Source organism: Pelagimonas sp. KU-00592-HH, assembly GCF_040369695.1.
GTDB lineage: Bacteria > Pseudomonadota > Alphaproteobacteria > Rhodobacterales > Rhodobacteraceae > Shimia.
This window is the reverse complement of sequence record NZ_BAABWM010000001.1, coordinates 342,593-365,845: the sequence shown is the minus strand read 5'-3', so window position 1 is coordinate 365,845 and position 23,253 is coordinate 342,593. Positions and strand designations below refer to the sequence as shown.

The window sequence follows — 23,253 nt, the reverse complement described above, 5'->3', positions numbered from 1 at the left end:
ACTTGCAAAATGGCACTCGCGGGAGACTGCGGGTGCCATTTTTCTGTTTGTTTTCTTGCTTTGAGCGTGGGGCTTCGTACTGTGGAGGGGAATTACAGTACGTGTATTGAGAGTAGGGGAACGACGGTATGGAGGACGCGGTCGAATACCTTGTCAAAGGCGAGGTTGCGGTTCTTGCAGTGAACAACCCGCCGGTGAACGCCCTTGGGGTGGCGGTGCGGCAGGGGCTTGTGGCGGGTCTGGACCGTGCGCTGGCCGACGACACCGTAAAGGCCATCGTGATCCTAGGGCGCGGACGGACCTTTCCGGCGGGGGCGGATATCTCGGAGTTCAACGCGCCGCCGATCGATCCCTGGCTTCCCGAGGTCTGCAACCTGATTGAGGCATCGAGCAAGCCGGTTGTGGCGGCGCTGCATGGCACTGCGCTGGGCGGCGGGTTCGAGGTGGCCTTGTCGGCGCATTACCGGATCGCTGTGACGGGGGCGCGAGTTGGCCTGCCGGAAGTGACATTGGGCATCCTGCCCGGAGCCGGGGGGACGCAGCGCACGCCGAGGCTGGCCGGGGCGTCTGCGGCGCTGGACCTGATGCTGTCGGGCAAGCCGATCGAGGCGTCATCGAAGACAGCGGAATGCTATTTCGACCGGATCGTTGAGGGGGAACTCGAGGCGGAGGCGCTGCGCTTTGCCGAGGAGCTGATTGCAGAGGGCGCGCCGGTGCGCCCGACGAAAGACGCGATGCAGGGGTTTGCCGATCCCATTGGGTATCAGAAGGCGGTGGCGTCGCGGCGCAGCGCGATTGCCGAACACCCGGAACTTGCGCCTGCCGAGATCATCAACTGTGTCGAGGTGGCAGAGCTTTTGCCGTTCGCGCAGGGGCTGACTTTCGAGCGGGCGGCTTTCGAGACGCTGGTGTCCTCGGACCAGAGCGCGGCGTTGCGGCACGCGTTCTTTGCCGAGCGCAAGGCGGCCAAGTTTCCCGAACTGGAGGCGGGGCGTCGCCGGGCGGTGCGCCGCATTGGTATCGTGGGCAGCGGGCGACAGGGCACTGGCGTGGTGCTGGCCTGTCTCGCGGCTGGGTACGAGGTGCTTATTGTCGAGAACTCGGAACAGATCGCGCGCAACCGGGTTGACCAGATTTCCAACATGCTGAACCGGCAGGCGCGCAACGGCAAGATTTCCGCACAGGACGTCGAAAGCGGTTTGGCGCGGCTGAGCGGGCATAGTGATTTCGTGGCCCTTGCGGACGTGGACATGGTGATCGAAGCAGTGCCGGAGAAACGCGAGATCAAGCAGCGGGTCTATTCGCAGCTGGATGCGGTGATCCGGGAGGACACGGTGCTGGCGACCACGTCGCTGTGGACGGATGTGCGCGAGTTGGCGGAGATGACCGAGGACCCGCAGAACGTGGTGGGCCTGCGGTTCTCGCGACCGGTGCGCATCGGGCGGATTGTCGAGGTCGTGGCCGGAACGCAGTCCGGGGCGGATGCGGTGATGACGGCGGTGGATGTTGTGCGGCGCATGGGCAAGGTGCCGGTGCGTGCGGGCGGCGGCGTGGCGCATATCGGGCGCAGCATTCTTGGGGCCTATCGGCACGCGGCGGACCTGTTGGTTGAGCAGGGCACGACGCCCTACCTTGTAGACGAGGCGATGCGCGACTGGGGCATGGCCAAGGGCCCCTATCAGGTGATGGACGTCGAGGGCCTGAACAGCAGCCTTGGAGAGCGGCAGGCCAGAGCCATGCAGGGGGGCGAAGGCGAACGCAATATCCGGTTCGCCGGACTTCTGCTTGAGGCCGGGCGCGAGGGGCGTGACAGCGGCAAGGGGTTTTATCTTTATGACGGTCCGAAATCCGCTGGCGTGCCTGATCCGGAGGTGATCGAGATCCTGCGCCACGAACGTGAGCGCCTTGGGATCAGGGCGCGCGGGTTTTCAGCCGAGGAGATCCAGCACGCCTGTCTTGCGGCGATGGCCAACGAGGGGGCGCGCCTGTTGCGGCTGGGGATTGCCACGCGGCCGTCGGATATCGACGTGGTGATGATGCTGGCCTACGGTTTCCCGCGCTGGCATGGCGGGCCGATGAAGTCGGCGGATCTGGCAGGGTTGCTGACCGTGAAGCGCGACATCGAGAAGAACGCGCCGATGGACGGCGTGTTCTGGCGGCTTGAGCCGGTCTTTGACGAGCTGATCAAGAACGGGCAGGGCTTTGACGCCCTCAATGCCTAGGCGAGGAAGAGACCAAGGATCACCAGCATAAGGCCGATGACCGACAGGAAAAGCGAGCCGAGGTTCAGGGGCATCACCTTTTGAACGGCTACCCGTAGCTCTTCATCGCTGAGGCCAGCGTTGCGGGCCTTGGCGACCTTGACGATCGACAGAATGAGGCCGCAGAGGCCGATAAGCGAAACAAGGGCACCGCCCCAGACAAGCCATTGCATGCTGTCATCCTTTTCGAGTTGCACCCCTGCCTTGTGGCGGGCGCGGTAAAACCGGTTCCGCGATGGCCTAGCGGAAGTGTCGGCGCGGGGCAAGCGGCGGGGTGGAAAAGGGGCGTGCATTTTCCCGCCGTCACCCGTTTTTGGCGTCTTGCGGCGGTGGGGGCGGGGGGATAGGTTGCGGGCCTGATAAAACGCCAAACCATCGCCTGGAGGCCATATGAACGACTACGTCACCGAAGAAGCCAACTCGCCGGATTCGAGCTATCGCGTAACCGCGGGCGAACTGCGCCAGTTCATCGAGCGGTTCGAACGGCTGGAGATGGAGAAGAAGGACATCGCCGACCAGCAGAAAGAGGTGATGGCCGAGGCGAAATCGCGTGGCTATGACACCAAGGTGATGCGCAAGATCATCGCGCTGCGCAAGCGCGACAAGGATGACATCGCCGAGGAAGAAGCGGTGATGGAAATGTACAAGGAAGCGCTGGGCATGTGATCCATGCCCATGCCCGGGCGCAGGCCGCGTCAGGGCATGATCAGGTTGACGCCGGGCAGGCGGGACATCTCGTAGAGGTCTTCGTCGTAGATTTCCGTCAGAGCGTCGATGAAATCCTCGGTCCAGCCGGGAATATCCAGTTCTTCCTCAAGCTCGTCATCAAGGGCAAACTTGTCCAGGAACGCCGCGATCACGCGGCGTTTTTGCATTTCGGTCATGCCCGGGTGGCTGTCGATGTAGGACTGGTAGCGGCTCATGCCTTCTTTTGACATGATCTCGTCCAGCAGATCGTTGCCGCCCTTGATGGGCTGGGTCGCGTCGAGCCCGGCCATTTCACGCAGGAGTTCTTCCCACAAGAGCGGGGTGTCTTCGTTGCACCAGACGGTAAGGGATGCCTGCGGGACGGCGGCGCGGATGCGCGTGACCAGTTCGGACCAACGCAGGGCGGTCGGGATCGAATTGTTGGTCAGGTCATCAATGCTCTTGCAGGGGGTGCCCCCCAGCATCGCCGGCAGGAAGGTGGCCGGGTTGCGGATCGCGAGGAAGATCTCGACCTCGTCCTGTTCAAAGATGTTGCAGAAATCGAGCAGCCGGTCCGCGGCATCGGGATAGATCATGTTCTGGCGGATCGCGATCTTGGGCACACCGAAGAAGTTGCTGTGCGACATAAGGATGCGATCGGGAGACTTCACCGACTTGTCAACGAGGTTGTCGAGGAAGCGGGCACGCAGTTCGTCACGTTGCGCCGTATTCTGCACCGCGCCGAGGGTTGAGCGCATGTCGGCGCGGTAACTCCTGGGTTTGGGCAGGGAAATACCGCGTTCGGCAAACATTTCGGTGTTTTTTGCCAGAGATTTCAGGAGCTTGTCATCGTCCGTGAAATGCGCCCCGGTGTGGAGTACGACCTGCATGAGTATCCGGTGTTTTTTGATCAGTTTGGCGTATTATATCTTCGTTTCTGGACAGTGAAACCAGATTCAGGCAACAGGGGGCCATGACCGAGATCCAAACCCAGATGTCGCCCGCCGCACGCAAACCGCGGCTGCCCAGCCCCTGGTCTGCCGGGGCGCTGACGATTGCGGTGATCGTGCTGTTGCCGATCTGCGCCGTGTTCTACATGGCGCTGTTTCCGTCCGAGAATATCTGGGGGCACCTGATCTCGACCACCTTACCGCGTTACCTTCGCAACACGCTGATCCTGATGCTGAGCGTCGGGCTTCTGGCGGCCAGTATCGGCACAGGCGCGGCCTGGCTGGTGAGCCGCTATACGTTCCCGGGTTCGGGATGGCTGCAATGGGCGCTTTTGTTGCCGCTGGCGATCCCGGCTTATGTCGGGGCCTATGCGCTGGTGGATTTCCTTGAGTATGCGGGTCCGGTCCAGACAGGGATGCGGGCGGCGTTCGGATGGAGCAGCGCGCGCGACTATTGGTTCCCCGAGATCCGCTCGATGGGGGCGGCGATCATCGTGCTTTCGGTGGCGATGTTCCCTTATGTCTACATTCTTGCCCGCGCGGCCTTCCGCGAACAGTCGGGGGCGGGAGAAGAGGTGGCCCGCTCGCTGGGTGTCGGCGCCCTGGGGCGGTTCTTCCGCGTCGGCCTGCCGTTGGCGCGCCCCGCGATTGCGGCCGGGTCCGCCATCGTGATGATGGAGACGGTGAATGATTTCGGCACGGTGGACTATTTCGCGGTGCAGACCCTGACCACCGGGATCTTCAGTGTCTGGCTGGAGAGCAACAATGCCGGCGGTGCGGCGCAGATCGCGACCGTGGTTCTTGTGCTGGTGATTTTCCTCGTGACGCTGGAAAAGCTGAGCCGTCGCAAGTTGCAGTTCTATTCCATGACCACGCGCCACCAGCCACCGCGCCTCGTGGCGCTTGCAGGCGTTTGGGGCTGGGTCGCCACGGGCCTGTGCCTGATTCCGCTCGCGGTGGGGTTCGTGCTGCCGGTTGGGGTGATCCTGTCACACGCACTGGAGAATGCCGATTTGTGGCGCGATCCCGCGCTGTTGCAGGCGCTGCGCAACACGCTGGTGGTGGGCAGCATCGCGGCGGTGATCACGGTGCTTGCGGGCGTGTTCCTTGTCTACGGCGTGCGCTTGTCGGGCAAGACCTTGCCGCGCCTGTTGTTGCCACTAACAACCATCGGTTACGCCGCGCCCGGGGCCGTTCTGGCGGTGGGCATCCTGATCCCTCTGGCGCAGGTCGACAACCGACTGGCCGACTTCATCGAGGTGGTGACGGGTCGACCGACGGGACTTTTGCTGACGGGATCGGCCTTTGCCATCATCCTGGCCTATTGCGTGCGATTCTTCGCGATTGCCCAGGGGGCGGCGGATGGTGCGATGGGACGTGTCTCGCCAAGCCTGCCCTGGGCGGCGCGCTCGCTTGGGCGGACGCGGGGACAGACGCTGCGGGTGGTCTATTTCCCGCTGATCCGTGCCACGGTTGGGTCAGCGCTGCTTCTGGTGTTCGTGGACTGTGTCAAGGAATTGCCCGCGACCATGCTTTTGCGGCCTTTCAACTTTGATACGCTGGCCACGCGGGTGCATGATCAGGCCAGTCTGGAAAACCTCGGCGATGCCAGCCCCGGCGCGATCATGATCGTGCTTGTGGGGATGGTCGCGGTCGGTTTTTTGGCGCGCGCAAACCGGTGATCAACTTAACACTTGCAGCCCCCATTTTTTGCGCTTAAACGCGTGCCAGTGCCCCTATAGCTCAGCTGGTAGAGCAACTGATTTGTAATCAGTAGGTCCGCGGTTCGAGTCCGTGTGGGGGCACCACATTTCTTCGTAATCCACCTGTTTTTCGTTTTCCGGCGGCCTTCAGCTCGCCTGGTGTTATCGTGTATTCTTGTTAGGTGGCGCTATTGCGCGAGCAGTACTTCGACTGCAAGCCTTGCAAGGGGACGTGTTCGAGGTTTTTTCGAACTAAGTAATGGTGAAGGGCGTTTCAAACTGAAACGAACTCATAGTGAGGGCAGGGCTGGCGCGGCTTCGCGGTCCGCACGACAGTGTGATTTGAGGTGCTGGAATTTGCATTGGGAACAGTGCTACACGGCGGCTTCAATGCGACATTCTTTGGGGCTGTGTCCGGAAACGGGGGCGCGCGGGGCCTAAATGAGGAAAACGGTGAAGACGATGGGGCCGAAAAGCCAAGCAAGATCAGGGTTTGCCGAAGTGCGGCACGCAGCGCGGTTGAGCGTTGCGCCCATGATGGACTGGACAGACCGGCATTGTCGGTATCTGCACCGTATCCTGTCGCGCGAGGCGCTGCTTTATACCGAGATGGTGACGGCGCCGGCGTTGGTGCAGGGCGGCGCGTTGCATCTTCTGGACTATAACCCCGAGGAACATCCGGTGGCCTTGCAGTTGGGCGGGTCAGATCCGCAGGAGTTGGCCAAGGCGACGCGGCTTGGGGCGGATGTGGGGTATGACGAGATCAACCTCAATGTCGGCTGCCCGTCGGACCGGGTGCAGTCGGGCACCTTCGGGGCGGTGTTGATGCGCCAGCCTGAGCTGGTGGCGGAATGTGTGGCTGCGATGGCAGAGGCCAGTGACGTCGAGGTGACGATCAAGTGCCGGATCGGCGTTGATGAGCAGGAACCGGAAGAGGTTTTGCCGGATTTCCTCGAGAAGACCTCGGCGGCGGGGGTGACGCGGTTCACGATCCATGCGCGCAAGGCCTGGCTTCAGGGGCTGAGCCCGAAGGAGAACCGCGATATTCCGCCCTTGGACTATGACCTCGTGAAACGCATGAAGGCGGCTTATCCGCATCTGCATATCTCGATCAACGGGGGTATTGCCTCGCTTGATCTTGCCGAAGAGTTGCTGGCCGCGGGGCTGGACGGGGTGATGATCGGGCGGGCGGCCTATCACAACCCTGCAGACATTCTTGTCGAGGCGGATCGTCGGATTTATGGCGGTACGCACCAGATCACGGCGCATGATGCCGTGAGGGAAATGCTGCCTTATATCGAGCGGCATCTGGACGGCGGGGGGAAGCTGCACCAGATTACCCGTCACATGCTGGGCCTGTTCTCGGGGCGTCCCGGGGCGCGGGCGTGGCGGCGGGTGCTGTCGGAGAACGCAACCAAGCCGGGCGCCGGTGTTGCGCTTGTCGAGGAAGCCCTCGCGCATGTGGCGGAATTTGATGGGTCTGAGGCGAGGAGCGCGTGATGCCTGAAATGTCGAGTTTGCTGCCGATGGCCGCAATGCTGGTGGTCATCGGTGGGTTTGCCGGTGTGCTTGCGGGCCTGTTGGGCGTTGGCGGCGGTATCGTTCTTGTGCCGGCGTTTTTCTATGCGTTCAGTGGCCTTGGCTATGAAGGACCGCAGTTGATGCAGGTCTGTCTGGCGACCTCGCTGGCGACGATCGTGGTGACTTCGGTGCGTTCGGTGCTGAGCCATAACAAGAAGGGCGCGGTGGATTGGGATATCCTGCGCGGCTGGGCCATCGGGATCGCGATTGGCGCGGTTCTGGGCGTTCTGGTGGCGTCGTCGCTGCGGTCGGTGACGTTGCAGGGAATTTTTGGCTGTCTCGGTATCGTGATCGGCCTCTACATGGGGTTCGGCAAGTCCGAGTGGCGTCTTGGACAGGCGATGCCCAAAGGCGTGACGCGCGCCGTTCTGAGCCCCGGTGTCGGGTTCCTGTCGGTGCTGATGGGGATCGGTGGAGGCAGTTTCGGCGTTCCGCTGATGAGCCTGTTCAACACGCCCATTCACCGCGCGGTTGCCACGGCGGCGGGTTTTGGCGTGATTATTGCGGCGCCGTCGGTGCTTGGGTTCCTGTTTCTCGAGATCGATCCGGCGACACGACCGCCTTATACTGTTGGTGCAGTGAATATCCCGGCCTTTGTGCTGATCATTGCGATGACGCTGATCACCACGCCTTTGGGGGTAAAGCTCGCCCACGCGATGGACCCCAAGCCGCTCAAGCGGGTGTTTGCGGTGTTCCTGACACTGGTCGCGATTAACATGCTGCGAAAGGCCTTTGGATGGTAAGCGCGCTGGCGGCGCGTGGCTGGACGCGGTTCGGCTGGGATGCGGGCATTGCGGCCTGGGTCGAGGCGGCGTTGCCACATGCGATTGCGTCGATGGAAGATCCCGCGCTGGCCGAATGGTGGGATTGCGAGGATACGTGGTTCATCGGTGTCGATGCCCTGCACAATGACGAGAGCGGCGCGGTGTCCGGCCAGCCGTTGGCGGGGCAAGCGGTTGATTTCATTCACGAGACTTTTGGGGCCATGCCCCCGCTGCACCGCGCGCAGGTGTCGGTTGTGAGCCCCGGTTATCCGCGTCCGAGACGGGGCGAGAGCGAGGCGGGTTTCCGGTATCGCGACAGGCGGTTTGCGGCACATGTGGACGGGTTGAAATTCGAGGGGCCGGATCGCCGCCGGACCATTGCCGAGCCACATGCGTTTATCCTTGGCATCCCGATGAACGATGCGCCGGCAGATGCGGCGCCGCTGGTGGTTTGGGAGGGAAGTCACGAGGTGATCCGTGCCGGAATGGCGGATTTCCTAAAGGATGTGCCGCGCGCGGACTGGGGCAGGGTGGATATCACCGACGCCTATGTCGCCGCGCGGAAACGGGCTTTCGAGACCTGCCCGATGGTCGAAGTGCATGCGCGGCCCGGCGAATGTTATCTGATGCACCGGTTGGCTGTGCATGGGGTAAAGGGGTGGGAGGCAAGGTGCGAGGGTGATCCGGAGAACCGGATCATCGCCTATTTCCGTCCCGAGATTGCCGGTGGGGCCGAAGCCTGGCTAGATCAGCCCTGAGTGCGGGCGGCGCGGCCGCCGCGACGTTTGCGCAGGCGCGGTGCGCGTGAGGGCAGTTCGTCCATGATGGCGCTGCGTTCATCCGGTTCCATGCGGGACCAGCGGGTGATCTCGTCAATCGAGCGCAGGCATCCGGTGCACAGGCGCTCTTCCTTGTGGATCACGCAGACCTGAATGCAGGGGCTTTCCACCTCGTTCCGCTTCCAGACCTTGTCTTTTTCCGCTTGCGTTGCCTTCATTGCGCGCTCCTCAGGTGTCGCATCCTGTCCAATGCTCCCTGAAGGATATAGGAGGCCGCGACGTGGTCGATAACCTCTGAGCGACGTTTGCGAGTCGTATCCGCCTCAAGAAGGGCCCTTTCTGCGGCAACAGTCGACAGGCGTTCATCCCAGAAACAGATCGGAATCGGTGTCAGCTTCGCGAGATTGCGGGCAAAGGCGCGGGTGGATTGGCAGCGCGGGCCTTCGGTGCCGTCCATGTTGCGGGGCAGGCCAAGGACGATGGCGCCGACACTGCGCTGGTCGATGATTTCCAGAAGGCGGGCGGCATCGATGCCGAATTTCTTGCGCTTAACGGTTTCCATCGGAGTGGCAACCGTTTGAAAGCTGTCGGAAAGCGCCACGCCGATTGTCTTGGTGCCAAGATCGAGGCCCATCAGGGCCTGCATGTTGGAAATGGCGGGCAGGATGTCTTCGACGGTTTCGAAAAGATGGTTCATTCCGAGGCGATCCCGGCCTGCACGGCGCCGCCGCGTACGATGGCGAGGGCCTCTTCGTTTGCGGCAAAGACGTCCTGGGCTTCGTTCCAGATGGCGATGGCGCGGTCCTGTTCACCCAGAACGCCGTAGGCCCCGATGAGACGCGCCCATTCCTGCGGCGTGCCGCCTTCGGTGTTGAGGCGTTCGGCGAGGCTCGAGACCATGCCACGGATCATTTCGCTTTGTTCTTCGGCGCTCATTTCCGAGGCAGCCTGCATGTCTTCTGCGGTCGGGCCGCCGGTGGGGGCGGCAGGGGGCAGTTGGTAGTCGACGCCCGCGAACCAGGCCAGTTCCGGCAGGCTCTGGCGGATGGGCGGGACCCAGGGGGCGTCGTGGGTGCTGTCGCGCAGAAGCTGTTCCCAGAGACGGAAGGTTCTGTCGGGGCGGTCATTCTGCAACAGCATCAGACCCCAGTAGTAACGTGCCAGCGGATTGCGGGGATCGCGTTCCATGACCCTGCGCAGCGAGGCTTCTGCTTCGGGAGAGACATAGCCTTCGGCGGCGCTGATCAAGAGCTGGGCGTGGGTCAGGTAGTCGTCGATGTTCGCCTCGTCGCCCTTGATGCGCAGGACGGCGGCCTGTGCCTCGTAGGCGGCCTTGAGGTTGCCGAGGTTGGCCTCGTTACGGGCCAGCAGGATCTGGCCTTGCAGGTCGTCGGGGCGTTCGGCGACGCTGGAGCGAAGTTTTTCAATAAGTTCGGCATATTCGCCGTCAGGTGTCTGGCCGGGGGTGACGGGCAGGGTGGCCTCAAAAGCGGCCTGAACGGGGCGGCTGTCGTGTTTTGCCTTGGCGGCGTCGATACGTGCCTGAAGGGGGGCATCCTCAAAGCCCGGTTGGCCAAGCGAGGAATAAAGACCAAGGCCGCCAGCGACGACGAACAGAGCCATGAGAACGGCGACCACGCGCCCCGCGCCAGTGGGTTGGCCGCCGGTATCGCCGCCTTCCTTGAGCTGGGCGTCGGCGGCAAGGATGCGGCGGGAGATTTCCGCACGCACACGCTCGGCGTCGGCCTCTTCGATCACGCCACGGGCCAGATCCTTGTCAACTTCCTTGAGCTGATCGCGGTAGACACGCAGGTCATAGGCCGCGGGCGGTTCGCTTCCGGTGCGTCCGCGCAGGATGGCAAGCCCGAGCAAGAGCGCGACGATCAATGTCAGGGCAATGGCGGTAATCCAGAACAGCATGGAGGCCTCCTGTGGTCATTGCCCTTCATCTATATCTTCGGGGGGGCGGTAAAAAGGGCAAAAGTCAAGGAAACATGAACATGTCGCAACCGTTCGCCAAACCGACGGTTTGAACCGGGTGAAACGGCATGTGAAGGTACATTAATCTTCCAATACCCGTCCCAGATCGGAATCATCATCATGAGACGTTACTCAGCTTTTGCCATCGCCCGCGAGGCCGCCCGGTACCACACCGGTTGGGAACGCGCGTGGCGTTCGCCGGAACCCAAGAAGAAATACGATGTGATCATCGTAGGCGCGGGGGGACATGGTCTCGCCACGGCGTTCTATCTTGGTAAGAACTTCGGCATCACCAATGTTGCAATCATCGAGAAAGGGTGGCTTGGCGGCGGCAACACCGGCCGTAACACGACCATCATTCGCTCGAACTATCTTCAGGATCCCTCGGCGGCGCTTTATGAAAAGGCGCGTTCGCTTTACGAGACCATGTCGCAGGACCTGAACTACAACGTGATGTTCAGCCCGCGTGGCGTGATCATGCTGGCGCAAACCCAGCACGAGGTTCGCGGTTACCAGCGCACCGCCCACGCCAATGCCCTGCAAGGCGTCAAGACCGAGTTCATCGGTCCCGAGCGCGTCAAGGAACTGGTGCCGATCATCAACCTTGATGGCCCGCGCTATCCCGTTCTGGGTGGCCTCTGGCAGGAACGCGGCGGCACAGGTCGTCACGATGCGGTGGCCTGGGGCTATGCGCGTGCGTGTTCCGACATGGGCATGGACATCATCCAGAAATGCGAAGTCATCGGCGTTCGGTCCGAGGGCGGCATGGTCAAGGGCGTCGACACCACCAAGGGGCCGATCGACTGTGATAAGTTGGGTCTTGTCGTGGCGGGCAACTCGGGAGCGCTGGCCGATATGGCGGGCTTCCGTCTGCCGATGGAAAGCGTTGCGCTTCAGGCGCTGGTTTCCGAGCCGATCAAGCCCTGCATGGACGTGGTCGTCATGGCCAACACCGTGCATGGCTACATGTCCCAGTCGGACAAGGGCGAGATGGTGATCGGCGGTGGTACCGACGGGTTCAACAACTACACCCAGCGTGGGTCTTTCCACCACATCGAGGAAACGGTGCGCGCGCTGTGCGAAACCTTCCCGATGGTCTCGCGTCTGAAGATGCTGCGCCAGTGGGGCGGTATCGTGGACGTGACCGGCGACCGGTCGCCGGTGATCGGCAAGACGCCTCTGGGCAACTGCTTTATCAACGCGGGCTGGGGCACCGGCGGCTTCAAGGCCATTCCGGGTGGCGGCTGGGCGACAGCCGAGCTGATCGCCAAGGGCGAACCGGGTCCGCTGAGTGCCGAGTTCGGCATGGAACGCTTCATCGAAGGCCGCTTTATCGACGAATCCGTCGCGGCCGGCGTGGCTCACTAAGGGAAGGGGACAGGATATGCTTACTCTTCAATGCCCCTATTGCGGCGTAGAGGCCGAGGAAACCGAACTGCACGCGGAAGGTGAAGCGCACCTGAAACGTTTCGGTCCCGGTTCGTCGGATGACGACTTCGAAGGTTACCTGTTCATGCGTGAAAACCCGAAAGGGGTTCACTTTGAGCGTTGGCGCCATTCGAACGGCTGCGGCAAGTTCTTTCACGCCGCCCGTTGCACCATGACCCTTGAGGTATTTGGCACCTATTCGGCACAGACGCTGGAGCCGCCTCAGGAGATCAAAGACAAGATTTCGGCCAAGTATCCCGGCTGGACCTGGAGGGAATTCGCATGAGCACGCGTCTCGCATCAGGCGGCCGTCTGCTGAACAAGGGCAAACAGCTCAAGTTCAGCTTCAACGGCAAGCAATTTACCGGCTACGAAGGCGACAGCCTTGCCTCGGCGCTTCTGGCAAATGACCAGATGATGATCGGCCGGTCGTTCAAGTATCACCGCCCGCGCGGTGTTGTCGCCAGCGGCTCGGAAGAACCCAACGGCCTCGTCAACCTGGGCGAGGGCGGCAAGTTCGAACCGAACCAGCGCGTCACCACGACCGAACTGTTTGATGGTCTGACCTGCACCTCGCAGAACCACTGGCCGTCGCTCGAGTTCGATATCGGCGCGATCAACAACCACATGACCCGGTTCTTCCCGGCGGGTTTCTACTACAAGACCTTCATGTTCCCGCGCTTTGCATGGAAGCATGTCTTTGAACCGATTGTGCGTCAGTCGGCGGGTCTGGGTAAAGCGCCGCAGGATCGTGACGCGGACACCTATGAGCACTTCTACGCCTTTGTCGACGTGGTGGTGATCGGTGGCGGTATCGCCGGTCTTCAGGCCGCAAAGGCAGCGGGTGCCTCGGGTGCCAAGGTTCTGCTGATGGAACAGACCCCGCATTGGGGTGGCCGCGCGCCGGTTGACGGTGGTGAGGTCGACGGCAAGCCGGTGGCCGAATACATCGACGGTCTGGTTGCCGAGTTGCAGGCCATGGACAACGTCACCATGCGCAACCGCATGATGGGCGCAGGTGTCTATGACCACGGCTATGTTCTGGGCTATGAGCGTGTGAACGATCACACCCCGATGAACACCGGCCCGCGCCACCGCCTGTGGCGTATCCGGACCAAGCAGATCATCACTGCAACCGGTGCCATCGAACGTCCGCTGTCGTTTGCGGGCAACGATATTCCGGGCGTGGTTCTGGCCTCTGCGGTTCGTGACTATGCCGTGGATTACGGTGTGTCCGTGGGCGACCGTACCGTTGTTGTCACCAACAACGACGACGCCTATCGTACTGCGATTGCTCTGAAAAAGGCCGGTCTTGAAGTGCCGGTGATCCTTGACGCCCGTGCGTCGGGTGGCGGTGCTCTGGCGGATGAGGCCAAGGCGCTTGGTATCCGTGTCGAGAACGGCAAGGGTATCGCCAAGGTCAAGGGCGGCAAGCGCGTGACCGGTGTTGTGGTCTGTGCCCAGGCGGGTCAGGGCGCGATGCTGGAAGAGATCAAATGTGACGCGGTTGCCATGTCGGGCGGCTGGTCGCCGGTTGTGCACCTGTGGTCGCATTGCGGTGGCAAGCTGATCTGGGATGATGCGCAGGCACATTTCCGCCCCGACGCCGCACGTCCGCCGAAAGGCGCGAATGGCGAAGGTTTCGTGATCCCGGCAGGGTCGGCCAATGGTCCCCTGGAACTGGCGGGTGTCGTTGCTGATGCCAATGCCGCCGGTGTTGCCGCTGCGAAAGCGGTTGGTCAGGATAGCAGCGTTGCTGCGCCTGCCGTTGCCGAAGCAGCCGAAGCCGCGATGGAGCCGGTCTGGCTCATGCCGCAGGGCGCTGGCCCGGAACTGCGCATCAAGGCGTGGCTGGATTACCAGAACGACGTAAAAGTGTCGGACGTGCGTCTCGCGGCCCAAGAGGGTTACGAGAGCGTCGAGCACACCAAGCGTTACACCACGCTGGGCATGGCGACCGACCAGGGCAAACTGTCGAACATCAACGGCCTTGCCACGCTGGCGGGTCAGTTGAATGCACCGATCCCGGAAGTGGGCACCACCACGTTCCGTCCGCCCTATACGCCGATCTCGATGGGTTCGATTGCTGGTGAAGCGCGTGACGCGGTCTTCCAACCGCTGCGCCGGACCCCGATCCACGCCTATCACGAAGACGAGAAAGCCTTCTTTGAACCGGTTGGCCACTGGCGTCGTCCGTACTGCTTCCCGAAAGCAGGCGAGAGCCACGCCGATGCGGTGAAGCGCGAGATCAACCAGACCCGCAACAGCGTGGGCCTTCTGGATGCCTCGACCCTTGGTAAGATCATCGTCAAGGGCCCCGACGCGGGCAAGTTCCTCGACATGATGTACACCAACATGATGTCGACGCTGAAGCCGGGCAAATGCCGCTATGGCCTGATGTGTAACGAGAACGGTTTCCTGATCGACGATGGTGTTGTTGCACGCATCGACGAGGATACCTTCCTGTGTCACACCACCACCGGCGGTGCCGAGCGCATCCACGGCTGGATGGAAGACTGGCTGCAATGCGAGTGGTGGGACTGGAAAGTCTATACCGCGAACGTGACCGAGCAATACGCGCAGATCGCGGTTGTGGGCCCGAACGCCCGCAAGGTGATCGAAAAGCTGGGCGGCGAGATGGATGTCTCGAAAGAAGGCCTCGCGTTCATGGAGTGGAAAGACGGCAAGATCGGCGATTTCGACGCCCGCGCTTACCGGATTTCGTTCTCGGGCGAACTGTCCTACGAGATCGCGGTTCCCGCTTCGCAGGGACGGGCGTTCTGGGATGCGCTGATGGAAGCTGGCGCCGAGTTCGGTATCACGCCTTACGGCACCGAAGGGTTGCACGTGATGCGCGCCGAGAAGGGCTTTATCATGATCGGCGACGAAACCGACGGCACGGTGATCCCGCAGGATCTCAACATGCAGTGGGCGATTTCCAAGAAGAAGGAAGACTTCCTTGGCAAACGTGCGCAGCTGCGTCCGTTCATGGCGTCCGAAGACCGCTGGAAGCTTGCGGGCTTTGAGACGGTAGACGGGTCGGTCATTCCGGACGGCGCCTATATCGTCGGGACCGGCGTGAACGCCAACGGCCAGCGCAATGTGCAGGGCCGTGTGACCTCGACCTACTATTCGCCGACCATGGACCGTGGCATTGCCATGGGGCTGATCGACGGTGGTATGGAGCGTCTTGGTGACGTGGTCGAGTTTAACAAGGTGGATGGCTCGACCGTGAAGGCCAAGGTGGTTGATCCGGTGTTCTATGACAAGGATGGGGAGAAGCAGAATGTCTAAGGCTGTGAGCGCCCTTGAAGGGGCATCGTTCGAAGGCTTTGCCAAAGTCGAGGAAACCGGCCTGCGCGGCATGATCACCGTGCGCGGTGATCTGGACTCGAAAGAGATGGCGGCGGCGGTCAAGGCTGTTACCGGTGTCGAAATGCCGGCCGTGCGCAAGATCGTGCATGGCGAAAGCGGATCGGTTGCCTGGATGTCGCCGGACGAGCTTTTGGTGGTTTGCGCCTATGAGGAGGCGGACGCCAAGGTTGCGGCGATGACCGAGGCTCTGGCCGGTCAGCACGCGCTGGTCGTGAAGGTTTCGGATGCGCGCGCCGTGTTCCGTATCTCGGGCGACGATGCGCGTGAAGTGATTGCCAAACTGGCACCTGTCGACATGTCGCCGGCGGCCTTTCCGGCCGGCGAATTCCGTCGCTCGCGCGTGGCGCAGGTGGCGGCGGCCTTCTGGCTGAACGAGGACGGTTCGTTCGAAATGATCTGCTTCCGGTCAGTCGCGCAGTACGTCTTTGACCTGCTGTCGGTCTCGTCTGAAAAGGGTGGCGAAGTCGGTTTCCTGAACTGATATCCGTAGACATGATTTCATCAGGCCGCCCTGCGCAAGTCGGGCGGCCTTTTTCTATGGCGGGTGCTAGAATGCCGCGCCGTAACCCGTTGTGGTTTCTCCTTTTTAGAGGCAGATTGAAGATCAATTCAAGGTTGAGTTTGTCTGGAGGCTATTGTGAAAACAGGATTTTTGACCACTGCGCTTTTTTTAGTCGCAACACTTAGCGGGGCGGCGACGGCGCAGGCCGAGCATACGATCTTGCAGTGCAAGGTTCAGAACACCGAATTGGGACGGTGGATTTCACCCGAGGTCGTGATTGCTTATTCGCCGGGTAGCAAAAAGGCCATCGTGTCGGATCCGATCATTATGCACTTTTACAAGAGGCCACTGGAAGCCAAGGTTAAGGACAGAAAATCGAAGATTTCTCTGTATTGGCGGGTCAAGAACGTCTCCGACTCTGCCGCGCAGGCATTACCCAGCATGGAGTATTCGGCGACAATATTCAAAGGATCTCCCAAGTTCACCATTTCTGCACGTCCTCAAGGCCGGCCCCAAACGTTTAGCGGCCGCGGGACCTGCAGTCCGCTTAAAAACGTAGGGAAGTGGAAAAAGTATCTCAAGAATCTGTGATCAGTTCCGTTGTCGAATGCAGTATACCAAGGAGTTATCTGTTGAGAGGTTGCTTGAGGACCTGTAGGTCTGAAAGTGTTTTTCCCTTGGAGGTGACGTCGTGAAGCGATTTGTTCTTTCGGCCCTGATGCTTTGGATGTGTGCGAGTGCTGCTTCGGCGCAGGTGGTTGATTGCAATATTACTCAACGTAGTTGGGCGGGGATCGTGACAGAGTGGTACAGCTTTGATCTTGATATGAAAAAGACCCGCATCACGGTATCGGATGCGGTGATCCGTTTCGTGGATGGCAAGCCTCTAAAGGCCGAGGTTGAGTCTTTGGATGAGAACGAAGCAAGATTGCGATGGTCGGTAAAGAAACTACCCACAGATGAAACACGGGGTGGCGATTTTGTTGCCGTTTTGAACATTGCTGAGAAACGGCTGAACGTTGAAGCCAAGTATTCGGATGGTGGTGACGCCGGGACCGGCAAGGGAATCTGCTTTGACCAGTGACGGCGCGGAGGCAAGCCTTGCATTGTGCGAAGCTGTCCCCAAATCTAGTTTTAGGATCGCGACTATTTTCGGGGGGAATGCATGAAACGGGTCTTTTTGAGCAGTCTTTTGCTTGTGGGGCTGACTGGTACTGCCGCTTTCGCTGAGAAATGGGAATGTACTTTTCTCGGGCAACGACCGGACGGAGTTTTGCGCAGTCAGGTTTTTGTGGATGTGAACGAAGGCCGGGCCGAGGCACAGGTTTTCGATTCCCTCATCAACAAGATGCATGGCGCTCCGATAAGTGCGCGTGTGTCCGCGGACAACGAAAAGCGCGTGACCTACAAGTGGTCGTTGAAGCACGTCGCGGTGCGGCGGGTTGAGGCTGCCCGTGTCAACTTTACGTTGACGCATCTGAAGGATACCAACCGCGCAGCCTTTTTCGCCATTGCACCGACGCTTTTGAATGATCGAATTGGCGGCGGAGCGGGCAAAACCTTCACAGTTGCTGGCAGCTGTGCGCCACGATGAGAAATCGCACGAGGTGATGAGAACACAAAATACACCTACTTTTGGCCGTGAGAAATAAGTAGGCTGTTCAAGCACGGTTTTGACTTGACCTTCCACCCCTGACACACACATCTGTAGCGCAGAACAACCCGCACGAACACAAGGATGCTCACCATGGCTTTCGAACTTCCCGATCTTCCCTATGCACACGATGCTCTTGCTGATCTTGGCATGTCGGCAGAGACCCTCGAGTACCACCACGACCTGCACCACAAGGCCTATGTCGACAACGGCAACAAGCTGATTGCTGGCACCGAGTGGGAAAGCAAGTCGATGGAAGAGATCATCGTTGGCACCTATGACGCCAACGCTGTTGCCCAGAACGGCATCTTCAACAACATCTCGCAGCTGTGGAACCACAACCAGTTCTGGGAAATGATGGGCCCGAACCAGACCGCCATGCCGGGTGAACTGGAAAAAGCCATCGTCGAGAGCTTTGGCTCGGTTGACGAGTTCAAGTCGCAGTTCGCTGCTGCCGGTGCCGGCCAGTTCGGTTCGGGCTGGTGCTGGCTGGTCAAGGACGCCGACGGCGGCCTGAAAGTCACCAAGACTGAGAACGGCGTGAACCCGCTCTGCTTTGGCCAGACCGCGCTGCTGGGCTGTGACGTATGGGAGCACTCCTACTACATCGATTTCCGCAACAAGCGTCCGGTTTACCTGTCGAACTTCCTCGACAAGCTGGTGAACTGGGAGAACGTGGCATCGCGCCTGTAATCGGGTCTGCCACACGAGAATTCGGGCCCCGGAGGGAAACCTTCGGGGCCTTTTTCATGGCCGCTTGCCAATTGCCGTGAACAAGTTCATCAATCGACGGGTGATTTGAGGGGAGGCGGCGCATGAGCGAGGCGCGGCAAGGTATTATGGCGATGGTGGTGGCCTGTTTGACATGGGGCCTCGTGCCGCTGTTCTACAAACAGCTTGAGCATATTCCGCCGATCGAAATCCTGGCCCATCGCACGCTCTGGTCGGCGGTGATCTTTGTCGGGGTGTTGATGTTCCAGGGGCGGCTCAAGCTGCTTGGCGAGGCGCTTTTGTCACGACGCACGGTGGTGGTGATCGCGTTTGCCGCGTTCCTGATTTCTTTCAACTGGTATTTCTTTATCTGGTCGGTCGCCAACGACAAGGCCACGGAGGCGTCGCTGGGATACTTCCTGTTTCCTCTGGTGGCGGTGCTGCTTGGGCGGGTGGTGTTTCGCGAACAGTTGCAGAGGCTGCAGTGGATTTCCATCGGCATCGCACTGTTTGCCGTGGTTCTGCTGACCGCTGGGTTGGGGGTTGCGCCGTGGATCGCGCTGGCGCTGTCGACAACCTTTGGATTGTACGGGCTGATCAAGAAGGGCCTCAGCATCGGGCCGGTGGTGTCCGTGACCGCCGAGGTGATCGTGCTGGTTCCGATTGCCGCGGTCATCCTGTGGTTTGCCCATGGTGACGGGCAGGGGGCATTCGGCGCGGATGTGAAGGACAGTCTTTTGCTGGTCCTGTCCGGGGCGCTGACGGCGACGCCGCTGATCCTGTTCAGCTTTGCGACCAAGCGGGTGGCGCTGTCGACGGTCGGGTTGGTGCAGTACCTGAACCCGACCTTGCAGTTCTTCTGTGCCGTGGTGATTTTTGGCGAACCCTTTGGTGTTTGGCACGGGATCGCCTTTCCGCTCATCTGGATCGCGCTTGCGCTTTATTCCTTTGCAGCGCTGCGTCAGGAGAAGGCAGCGTCCAAGGTAGATTCCAGCGTCGCCAGATCATCGACCACCTGAATGAAGTCTTTCAGGGAGGCATCGGCAAAGCCCTGATCAATGACGCTGTCGATGAGGGCAATCAGCGCATCCCAGTAGCCGTTCACGTTGGCGAGCAGGATGGGTTTGTCGTGCAGACCCAGCTGACGCCATGTGAGAACCTCGAAGAGTTCGTCCAGTGATCCTGCGCCGCCGGGCAGAACGATGATGGCGTCGCAGTTCATGAACATCACCTTTTTGCGCTCGTGCATGTTTTCGGTGACGATGAAGCGGGTCAGATCGACCTTGCCGACCTCGCGTTTCAAGAGGTGAACGGGGATCACGCCAAAGGTATCGCCGCCGTTGGCCTGGGTGGCATTTGCAACCGCGCCCATCAGGCCGATGTCGCCGGCGCCGTAGACAAGCCGCCAGTTCTTGTGTGCCAGAAGTGCGCCGAGATCTTCTGCGAAGGTCTGAAATGCAGGGTCCTTGCCGGAACGTGAGCCGCAAAAGACACAGATTGACGGGTTGGTCATGGAATTCCCCAATATCTTCAATGCTGTTTTGACCAGTGTTACTCGGGTTGATATGGTCGCTCAACCGTCAAGGGGCCGTTGAATTCATTATGCTGCCGCGCGTGTTTTCGATATGCCCAAGACGACAACATCTTGCGAGCGTTTCGCGCCAGACTTATGCACTAAGTTCATCGCGTGACGTTTGAGCTAGCGGAATCTGGGGAAAGGCTGGCATGAGCAGAATTGCATCTTTGCTTGGTGGAAACGCCGTCATCGTGGGGGGCGCAGCCGTGGTCGGGGTTGTGGCCGTGGTTGTTAGTGGCGTGTTCAAGTCACCCGAGCCTGAGGTCGCGCCAGCGCCTGTCGTTGCGATGCCGAAAACCGAAGAGGCGCCGGCACCTGAAGTGACCGAAGCCCCTGCCACCGAGGAAGCGGTGGTGGAAGAGCCCACGCCGGAACCCGAACCCGAAGCAGAGGTCGTTGTCGAGACGGTTGTACCGTCGTTTGATGTCGTGCGGGTCGAGCCGGATGGAAACACCCTTATCGCGGGCCATGCGGCGGCGGAGGTGTCGATCACGGTGCTTCTGGATGGTGCCGATCTGGCCGAGGCGCCGACGGACTCGGGTGGGAAATTCGTGACCTTCGCGTCGATCGCTCCGAGCAGCGAACCGCAGGTTCTGAGCCTTGTTCAGCGTCGTGAGGACGGCGATGTCTTTTCCGAGGCGACGGTGATCCTTGCACCGGTTCAGCCGGTGGTCGCAGCGGCAGAGCCCGAAGCCGTGAACGCGCCGGCGGAGGTTGTTGTGGAGGCCGTTGAAGACGCGGTCGCGGAAGACACGGTTGAAACTGTGGAGGTTCAGCCGGAGCCGGTTGAAGACACCGAAGTTGCCGCCGTTGAAGAGGCGCAACCCGCCGCGCCGACGGTGCTGTTGTCTGATGGGGACGGTGTACGGGTTCTTCAGCCACCAGCGGTGATCGAGACCGGGCCGGATGTCACAACGTCGCTTGCGCTGGATACGATTGCCTATTCCGATGCCGGTGAGGTTTCGTTGACGGGCCGTGGATCGGATGAGGGCTTTGTGCGGGTCTATCTGGACAATGCACCGATCACCTCTTCGCGGATCGAGGCTGGGGGGAACTGGCGTACCGAACTGCCGGATGTTGATACCGGGGTCTATACCCTGCGTGTCGATCAGGTGGATGCGGAAGGCGAGGTTGTCTCGCGGGTGGAGACACCGTTCAAGCGCGAGGCACCCGAGGCCCTGCAGGCGGTTGCGCCGCAAGGCGATACCAAGGTCGAGGCCGTGACGGTTCAGCCCGGATCGACGCTTTGGGCCATTGCCAACGAACACTATGGTGACGGTGTGCTTTATGTGCGGGTGTTCGAGGCCAACAAGGATCAGATCGTTGATCCCAACCTGATTTTCCCCGGCCAGATCTTCAGCATTCCCGAAGAATGATGCCGCAGAGAGCCGGCAAGCCGGATTGATTTGGTGCGCCCTCTGGTAATGTCCGGAAGGCGCATTACCTGTCTATTGAAGACACGAGGATCTCGTATGAGACGAAGATATACGGCCTCGGCCGACGAAGTTGCCCGAAATGAGCAAAGGTCCGGCTGGCGCACGATCCGCCGTGTTGCGCCCTATCTGTGGCCGGAAGAGCCGAAGTGGGTGCGATATCGCGTGGTTTTCGCGCTTGTGGCGCTGTTCGTGTCCAAGCTGATCGCGGTCTGTGTGCCGCTGATCTACAAGGCGGCCGTTGATACGCTGGCGGGGGAGGGCGTGTCCACGCTGGTGCTTGGGGCCGTGGGGTTGACCGTGGCCTATGGTATGGCGCGGGTGATGACCGTGGGCTTCCAGCAGCTGCGAGATGCGATTTTTGCGCGGGTTGGTCAGCGGGCGCTGAGGGCGCTGGCGCTTGAGACCTTCGTGCATATCCACCGCCTGTCGATGCGCTATCACATTACCCGCAAGACAGGTGGGCTTAGCCGGATCATCGAACGTGGTGTGAAGGGGGTCGAGTTCCTGCTGCGGTTCCTGCTGTTCTCGATTGGTCCGCTTTTCCTCGAATTGCTGATGATCTCGGCGATCCTGTTCTGGTTGTTTGACGCCTGGTACCTGGCGGCGGTGGCCCTGACGATTGGCGGCTACGTCTTTTTCACCTTCAAGGTGACCGAGTGGCGGGTGCGCCTGCGTCGCGAGATGAATGACCAGGACACCGAGGCCAACCAGAAGGCCATCGACAGCCTGCTGAACTTTGAGACGGTCAAGTATTTCGGGGCCGAGGAACGGGAAGCGGCGCGCTATGATGCCTCGATGGCAGGGTATGAAAGAGCGGCTCTCAAGACCTCGTATTCATTGGCGTTTTTGAACTTTGGCCAATCCTTCCTGATCACCACCGGCCTTGTTGCGGTGATGGTTCTGGCGGCTGTTGGCGTGGAAAGCGGGGCGCTGACCGTCGGGGATTTCGTGATGGTCAATGCCTACATGATCCAGATCACCATGCCGTTGAATTTTCTTGGCACGGTTTACCGCGAAATCCGGCAGTCGCTTGTTGATATGGGCGAGATGTTCGACCTCTTGGAGCAGCCGGCAGAGGTGTCGGACAAGTCGGGGGCCAGAGATCTGAAGGTGAATGGTGGTGCAATTCAGCTGGACAACGTGGCCTTTGGTTACGAAGCCACGCGCCCGATCCTGCAGGGGATCAGCCTTGACGTGGGCGCGGGACAGAATGTTGCGATTGTCGGCTCGTCCGGATCTGGAAAGTCGACCATCGGGCGGTTGCTGTTCCGGTTCTATGACGTTGATGGCGGGGCGCTGCGGATTGACGGTCAGGACGTGCGGGACGTGACACAGAAGAGCCTTCACGCGGCGATTGGCGTGGTGCCGCAGGACACGGTGCTGTTCAACGACACCATCCGCTATAACATCGCCTACGGGCGTGACGGGGCGACCACCGAAGAGATTGAAGAGGCGGCAAAATCGGCGCAGATTCACGACTTCATCATGTCCCTGCCGGAGGGCTATGAGACGATGGTGGGGGAACGCGGCCTGAAGCTCTCTGGCGGCGAGAAACAGCGTGTTGGCATTGCGCGCACGTTGCTCAAGAACCCGCCGATCCTGTTGCTGGACGAGGCCACCTCGGCCTTGGACACCGAGACAGAGGGCGAGATCAAGGGCGCGCTGGCGCGTGCTGCAGAGGGACGGACCGTGATCACCATTGCGCACCGTCTGTCGACAGTTGCCGAAGCGGACCGGATCGTGGTTCTGGAGGCCGGGAGCATCGTGGAAGAAGGCACCCACGACGAACTGGTAGCCCGTGGCGGACGCTATTCCCAGCTCTGGCAGCGGCAGATGTCAGAGCAGGAAGCGGCCTGACGGAAGCAC

General features: G+C 60.8%; 23 protein-coding genes and 1 tRNA gene. 18 read left to right on the top strand and 6 right to left on the bottom strand.

Annotation, left to right across the window (positions count from 1 at the left end):
* Nucleotides 1–128 precede the first annotated feature (128 nt).
* Nucleotides 129–2,222, top strand: a complete 2,094-nt coding sequence (locus ABWV42_RS01940; RefSeq protein ID WP_353338673.1) for a 3-hydroxyacyl-CoA dehydrogenase NAD-binding domain-containing protein — start codon at nt 129–131, stop codon at nt 2,220–2,222.
* Here the strand turns inward: ABWV42_RS01940 and ABWV42_RS01935 are convergent.
* On the bottom strand, nt 2,219–2,434 hold the full coding sequence (locus ABWV42_RS01935) for a hypothetical protein (protein WP_353338672.1): 216 nt from the start codon (nt 2,432–2,434) through the stop codon (nt 2,219–2,221). The two genes, ABWV42_RS01940 and ABWV42_RS01935, sit on opposite strands and share 4 nt — an antisense overlap.
* A 217-nt stretch (nt 2,435–2,651) precedes the next feature.
* On the opposite strand from ABWV42_RS01935, the gene ABWV42_RS01930 reads away from it, so the two are divergent.
* On the top strand, nt 2,652–2,927 hold the full coding sequence (locus ABWV42_RS01930) for a DUF2312 domain-containing protein (RefSeq protein ID WP_255105553.1): 276 nt from the start codon (nt 2,652–2,654) through the stop codon (nt 2,925–2,927).
* 29 nt (nt 2,928–2,956) lie between these two features.
* On the opposite strand, the gene ABWV42_RS01925 is transcribed toward ABWV42_RS01930, so the two are convergent.
* Nucleotides 2,957–3,838 carry a hypothetical protein gene (locus tag ABWV42_RS01925; protein WP_353338671.1) on the bottom strand — a complete coding sequence of 294 codons (882 nt, stop codon included), beginning with the start codon at nt 3,836–3,838 and terminating at the stop codon, nt 2,957–2,959.
* An 83-nt stretch (nt 3,839–3,921) separates the two neighbouring features.
* Here ABWV42_RS01925 and ABWV42_RS01920 point away from each other — a divergent pair, with 83 nt between their 5' ends.
* The 5 genes from ABWV42_RS01920 to ABWV42_RS01900 all read left to right on the top strand — a co-directional run bounded on the left by ABWV42_RS01920 (nt 3,922) and on the right by ABWV42_RS01900 (nt 8,704).
* Complete coding sequence (locus ABWV42_RS01920; protein ID WP_353338670.1) at nt 3,922–5,580, top strand: ABC transporter permease; 1,659 nt, start codon at nt 3,922–3,924, stop codon at nt 5,578–5,580.
* Nucleotides 5,581–5,630: 50 nt separating this feature from the next.
* Nucleotides 5,631–5,706: transfer RNA gene (locus ABWV42_RS01915), tRNA-Thr, on the top strand.
* A 357-nt stretch (nt 5,707–6,063) separates the two neighbouring features.
* Complete coding sequence (dusA, locus tag ABWV42_RS01910; protein WP_353339503.1) at nt 6,064–7,101, top strand: tRNA dihydrouridine(20/20a) synthase DusA; 1,038 nt, start codon at nt 6,064–6,066, stop codon at nt 7,099–7,101.
* Nucleotides 7,101–7,925, top strand: coding sequence for a sulfite exporter TauE/SafE family protein (locus tag ABWV42_RS01905; RefSeq protein WP_255109685.1), 825 nt, complete (start codon nt 7,101–7,103; stop codon nt 7,923–7,925). Before dusA ends, ABWV42_RS01905 begins: the two co-directional genes overlap by 1 nt.
* The gene (locus ABWV42_RS01900; RefSeq protein WP_353338669.1) at nt 7,919–8,704 is read left to right on the top strand and encodes a hypothetical protein; all 786 of its coding nucleotides are present in this window, start codon (nt 7,919–7,921) and stop codon (nt 8,702–8,704) included. Before ABWV42_RS01905 ends, ABWV42_RS01900 begins: the two co-directional genes overlap by 7 nt.
* Here the strand turns inward: ABWV42_RS01900 and ABWV42_RS01895 are convergent.
* Genes ABWV42_RS01895 through ccmI form a run of 3 tightly spaced genes read right to left on the bottom strand, consistent with a single transcriptional unit; the run spans nt 8,695 to nt 10,645 of the window.
* Nucleotides 8,695–8,943: a DUF1289 domain-containing protein gene (locus ABWV42_RS01895; protein ID WP_353338668.1), complete on the bottom strand. Its 249-nt coding sequence runs from the start codon at nt 8,941–8,943 to the stop codon at nt 8,695–8,697. The two genes, ABWV42_RS01900 and ABWV42_RS01895, sit on opposite strands and share 10 nt — an antisense overlap.
* Nucleotides 8,940–9,422 carry a Holliday junction resolvase RuvX gene (gene ruvX, locus ABWV42_RS01890; RefSeq protein WP_353338667.1) on the bottom strand — a complete coding sequence of 161 codons (483 nt, stop codon included), beginning with the start codon at nt 9,420–9,422 and terminating at the stop codon, nt 8,940–8,942. Before ruvX ends, ABWV42_RS01895 begins: the two co-directional genes overlap by 4 nt.
* Entirely contained in the window at nt 9,419–10,645 is a 1,227-nt protein-coding gene (gene ccmI / locus ABWV42_RS01885; protein WP_353338666.1) for a c-type cytochrome biogenesis protein CcmI, read from the bottom strand. The genes ruvX and ccmI overlap by 4 nt, the downstream gene beginning before the upstream one ends.
* A gap of 180 nt (nt 10,646–10,825) precedes the next feature.
* Here ccmI and ABWV42_RS01880 point away from each other — a divergent pair, with 180 nt between their 5' ends.
* The 9 genes from ABWV42_RS01880 to rarD all read left to right on the top strand — a co-directional run bounded on the left by ABWV42_RS01880 (nt 10,826) and on the right by rarD (nt 19,394).
* Nucleotides 10,826–12,073: a sarcosine oxidase subunit beta family protein gene (locus ABWV42_RS01880; RefSeq protein WP_353338665.1), complete on the top strand. Its 1,248-nt coding sequence runs from the start codon at nt 10,826–10,828 to the stop codon at nt 12,071–12,073.
* A 16-nt stretch (nt 12,074–12,089) separates the two neighbouring features.
* Complete coding sequence (locus ABWV42_RS01875) at nt 12,090–12,419, top strand: sarcosine oxidase subunit delta (RefSeq protein WP_255109699.1); 330 nt, start codon at nt 12,090–12,092, stop codon at nt 12,417–12,419.
* Nucleotides 12,416–15,427 (top strand): sarcosine oxidase subunit alpha family protein, encoded by a 3,012-nt coding sequence (locus ABWV42_RS01870; RefSeq protein ID WP_353338664.1) that lies wholly within the window; start codon nt 12,416–12,418, stop codon nt 15,425–15,427. Before ABWV42_RS01875 ends, ABWV42_RS01870 begins: the two co-directional genes overlap by 4 nt.
* Nucleotides 15,420–15,989: a sarcosine oxidase subunit gamma gene (locus ABWV42_RS01865; RefSeq protein WP_353338663.1), complete on the top strand. Its 570-nt coding sequence runs from the start codon at nt 15,420–15,422 to the stop codon at nt 15,987–15,989. Before ABWV42_RS01870 ends, ABWV42_RS01865 begins: the two co-directional genes overlap by 8 nt.
* Nucleotides 15,990–16,145: 156 nt before the next feature.
* On the top strand, nt 16,146–16,601 hold the full coding sequence (locus ABWV42_RS01860) for a hypothetical protein (RefSeq protein ID WP_353338662.1): 456 nt from the start codon (nt 16,146–16,148) through the stop codon (nt 16,599–16,601).
* A gap of 100 nt (nt 16,602–16,701) precedes the next feature.
* Nucleotides 16,702–17,094 carry a hypothetical protein gene (locus ABWV42_RS01855; protein WP_353338661.1) on the top strand — a complete coding sequence of 131 codons (393 nt, stop codon included), beginning with the start codon at nt 16,702–16,704 and terminating at the stop codon, nt 17,092–17,094.
* Nucleotides 17,095–17,175: 81 nt separating this feature from the next.
* Nucleotides 17,176–17,604 carry a hypothetical protein gene (locus ABWV42_RS01850; protein WP_353338660.1) on the top strand — a complete coding sequence of 143 codons (429 nt, stop codon included), beginning with the start codon at nt 17,176–17,178 and terminating at the stop codon, nt 17,602–17,604.
* A gap of 153 nt (nt 17,605–17,757) precedes the next feature.
* The gene (locus ABWV42_RS01845; protein ID WP_255109717.1) at nt 17,758–18,357 is read left to right on the top strand and encodes a superoxide dismutase; all 600 of its coding nucleotides are present in this window, start codon (nt 17,758–17,760) and stop codon (nt 18,355–18,357) included.
* A gap of 122 nt (nt 18,358–18,479) precedes the next feature.
* Entirely contained in the window at nt 18,480–19,394 is a 915-nt protein-coding gene (rarD, locus tag ABWV42_RS01840) for an EamA family transporter RarD (protein WP_353338659.1), read from the top strand.
* On the opposite strand, the gene ABWV42_RS01835 is transcribed toward rarD, so the two are convergent.
* On the bottom strand, nt 19,337–19,888 hold the full coding sequence (locus ABWV42_RS01835; RefSeq protein ID WP_353338658.1) for an LOG family protein: 552 nt from the start codon (nt 19,886–19,888) through the stop codon (nt 19,337–19,339). The two genes, rarD and ABWV42_RS01835, sit on opposite strands and share 58 nt — an antisense overlap.
* A gap of 212 nt (nt 19,889–20,100) precedes the next feature.
* Here ABWV42_RS01835 and ABWV42_RS01830 point away from each other — a divergent pair, with 212 nt between their 5' ends.
* Together ABWV42_RS01830 and ABWV42_RS01825 are read left to right on the top strand one after the other, a co-directional pair.
* Nucleotides 20,101–21,327 carry a LysM peptidoglycan-binding domain-containing protein gene (locus ABWV42_RS01830; RefSeq protein WP_353338657.1) on the top strand — a complete coding sequence of 409 codons (1,227 nt, stop codon included), beginning with the start codon at nt 20,101–20,103 and terminating at the stop codon, nt 21,325–21,327.
* Between the two features lie 96 nt (nt 21,328–21,423).
* Nucleotides 21,424–23,244: an ABCB family ABC transporter ATP-binding protein/permease gene (locus tag ABWV42_RS01825; protein WP_353338656.1), complete on the top strand. Its 1,821-nt coding sequence runs from the start codon at nt 21,424–21,426 to the stop codon at nt 23,242–23,244.
* The last annotated feature ends 9 nt before the right edge of the window (nt 23,245–23,253 follow it).

Excerpts from the sequence above, each read along its gene's own strand:
- ABWV42_RS01940 (WP_353338673.1), top strand. The coding sequence starts at position 129 with ATGGAGGACGCGGTCGAATACCTTGTCAAAGGCGAGGTTGCGGTTCTT.
- ABWV42_RS01935 (WP_353338672.1), bottom strand. The coding sequence starts at position 2,434 with ATGCAATGGCTTGTCTGGGGCGGTGCCCTTGTTTCGCTTATCGGCCTC.
- ABWV42_RS01930 (WP_255105553.1), top strand. The coding sequence starts at position 2,652 with ATGAACGACTACGTCACCGAAGAAGCCAACTCGCCGGATTCGAGCTAT.
- ABWV42_RS01925 (WP_353338671.1), bottom strand. The coding sequence starts at position 3,838 with ATGCAGGTCGTACTCCACACCGGGGCGCATTTCACGGACGATGACAAG.
- ABWV42_RS01920 (WP_353338670.1), top strand. The coding sequence starts at position 3,922 with ATGACCGAGATCCAAACCCAGATGTCGCCCGCCGCACGCAAACCGCGG.
- dusA (WP_353339503.1), top strand. The coding sequence starts at position 6,064 with ATGGGGCCGAAAAGCCAAGCAAGATCAGGGTTTGCCGAAGTGCGGCAC.
- ABWV42_RS01905 (WP_255109685.1), top strand. The coding sequence starts at position 7,101 with ATGCCTGAAATGTCGAGTTTGCTGCCGATGGCCGCAATGCTGGTGGTC.
- ABWV42_RS01900 (WP_353338669.1), top strand. The coding sequence starts at position 7,919 with ATGGTAAGCGCGCTGGCGGCGCGTGGCTGGACGCGGTTCGGCTGGGAT.
- ABWV42_RS01895 (WP_353338668.1), bottom strand. The coding sequence starts at position 8,943 with ATGAAGGCAACGCAAGCGGAAAAAGACAAGGTCTGGAAGCGGAACGAG.
- ruvX (WP_353338667.1), bottom strand. The coding sequence starts at position 9,422 with ATGAACCATCTTTTCGAAACCGTCGAAGACATCCTGCCCGCCATTTCC.
- ccmI (WP_353338666.1), bottom strand. The coding sequence starts at position 10,645 with ATGCTGTTCTGGATTACCGCCATTGCCCTGACATTGATCGTCGCGCTC.
- ABWV42_RS01880 (WP_353338665.1), top strand. The coding sequence starts at position 10,826 with ATGAGACGTTACTCAGCTTTTGCCATCGCCCGCGAGGCCGCCCGGTAC.
- ABWV42_RS01875 (WP_255109699.1), top strand. The coding sequence starts at position 12,090 with ATGCTTACTCTTCAATGCCCCTATTGCGGCGTAGAGGCCGAGGAAACC.
- ABWV42_RS01870 (WP_353338664.1), top strand. The coding sequence starts at position 12,416 with ATGAGCACGCGTCTCGCATCAGGCGGCCGTCTGCTGAACAAGGGCAAA.
- ABWV42_RS01865 (WP_353338663.1), top strand. The coding sequence starts at position 15,420 with ATGTCTAAGGCTGTGAGCGCCCTTGAAGGGGCATCGTTCGAAGGCTTT.
- ABWV42_RS01850 (WP_353338660.1), top strand. The coding sequence starts at position 17,176 with ATGAAACGGGTCTTTTTGAGCAGTCTTTTGCTTGTGGGGCTGACTGGT.
- ABWV42_RS01845 (WP_255109717.1), top strand. The coding sequence starts at position 17,758 with ATGGCTTTCGAACTTCCCGATCTTCCCTATGCACACGATGCTCTTGCT.
- rarD (WP_353338659.1), top strand. The coding sequence starts at position 18,480 with ATGAGCGAGGCGCGGCAAGGTATTATGGCGATGGTGGTGGCCTGTTTG.
- ABWV42_RS01835 (WP_353338658.1), bottom strand. The coding sequence starts at position 19,888 with ATGACCAACCCGTCAATCTGTGTCTTTTGCGGCTCACGTTCCGGCAAG.
- ABWV42_RS01830 (WP_353338657.1), top strand. The coding sequence starts at position 20,101 with ATGAGCAGAATTGCATCTTTGCTTGGTGGAAACGCCGTCATCGTGGGG.
- ABWV42_RS01825 (WP_353338656.1), top strand. The coding sequence starts at position 21,424 with ATGAGACGAAGATATACGGCCTCGGCCGACGAAGTTGCCCGAAATGAG.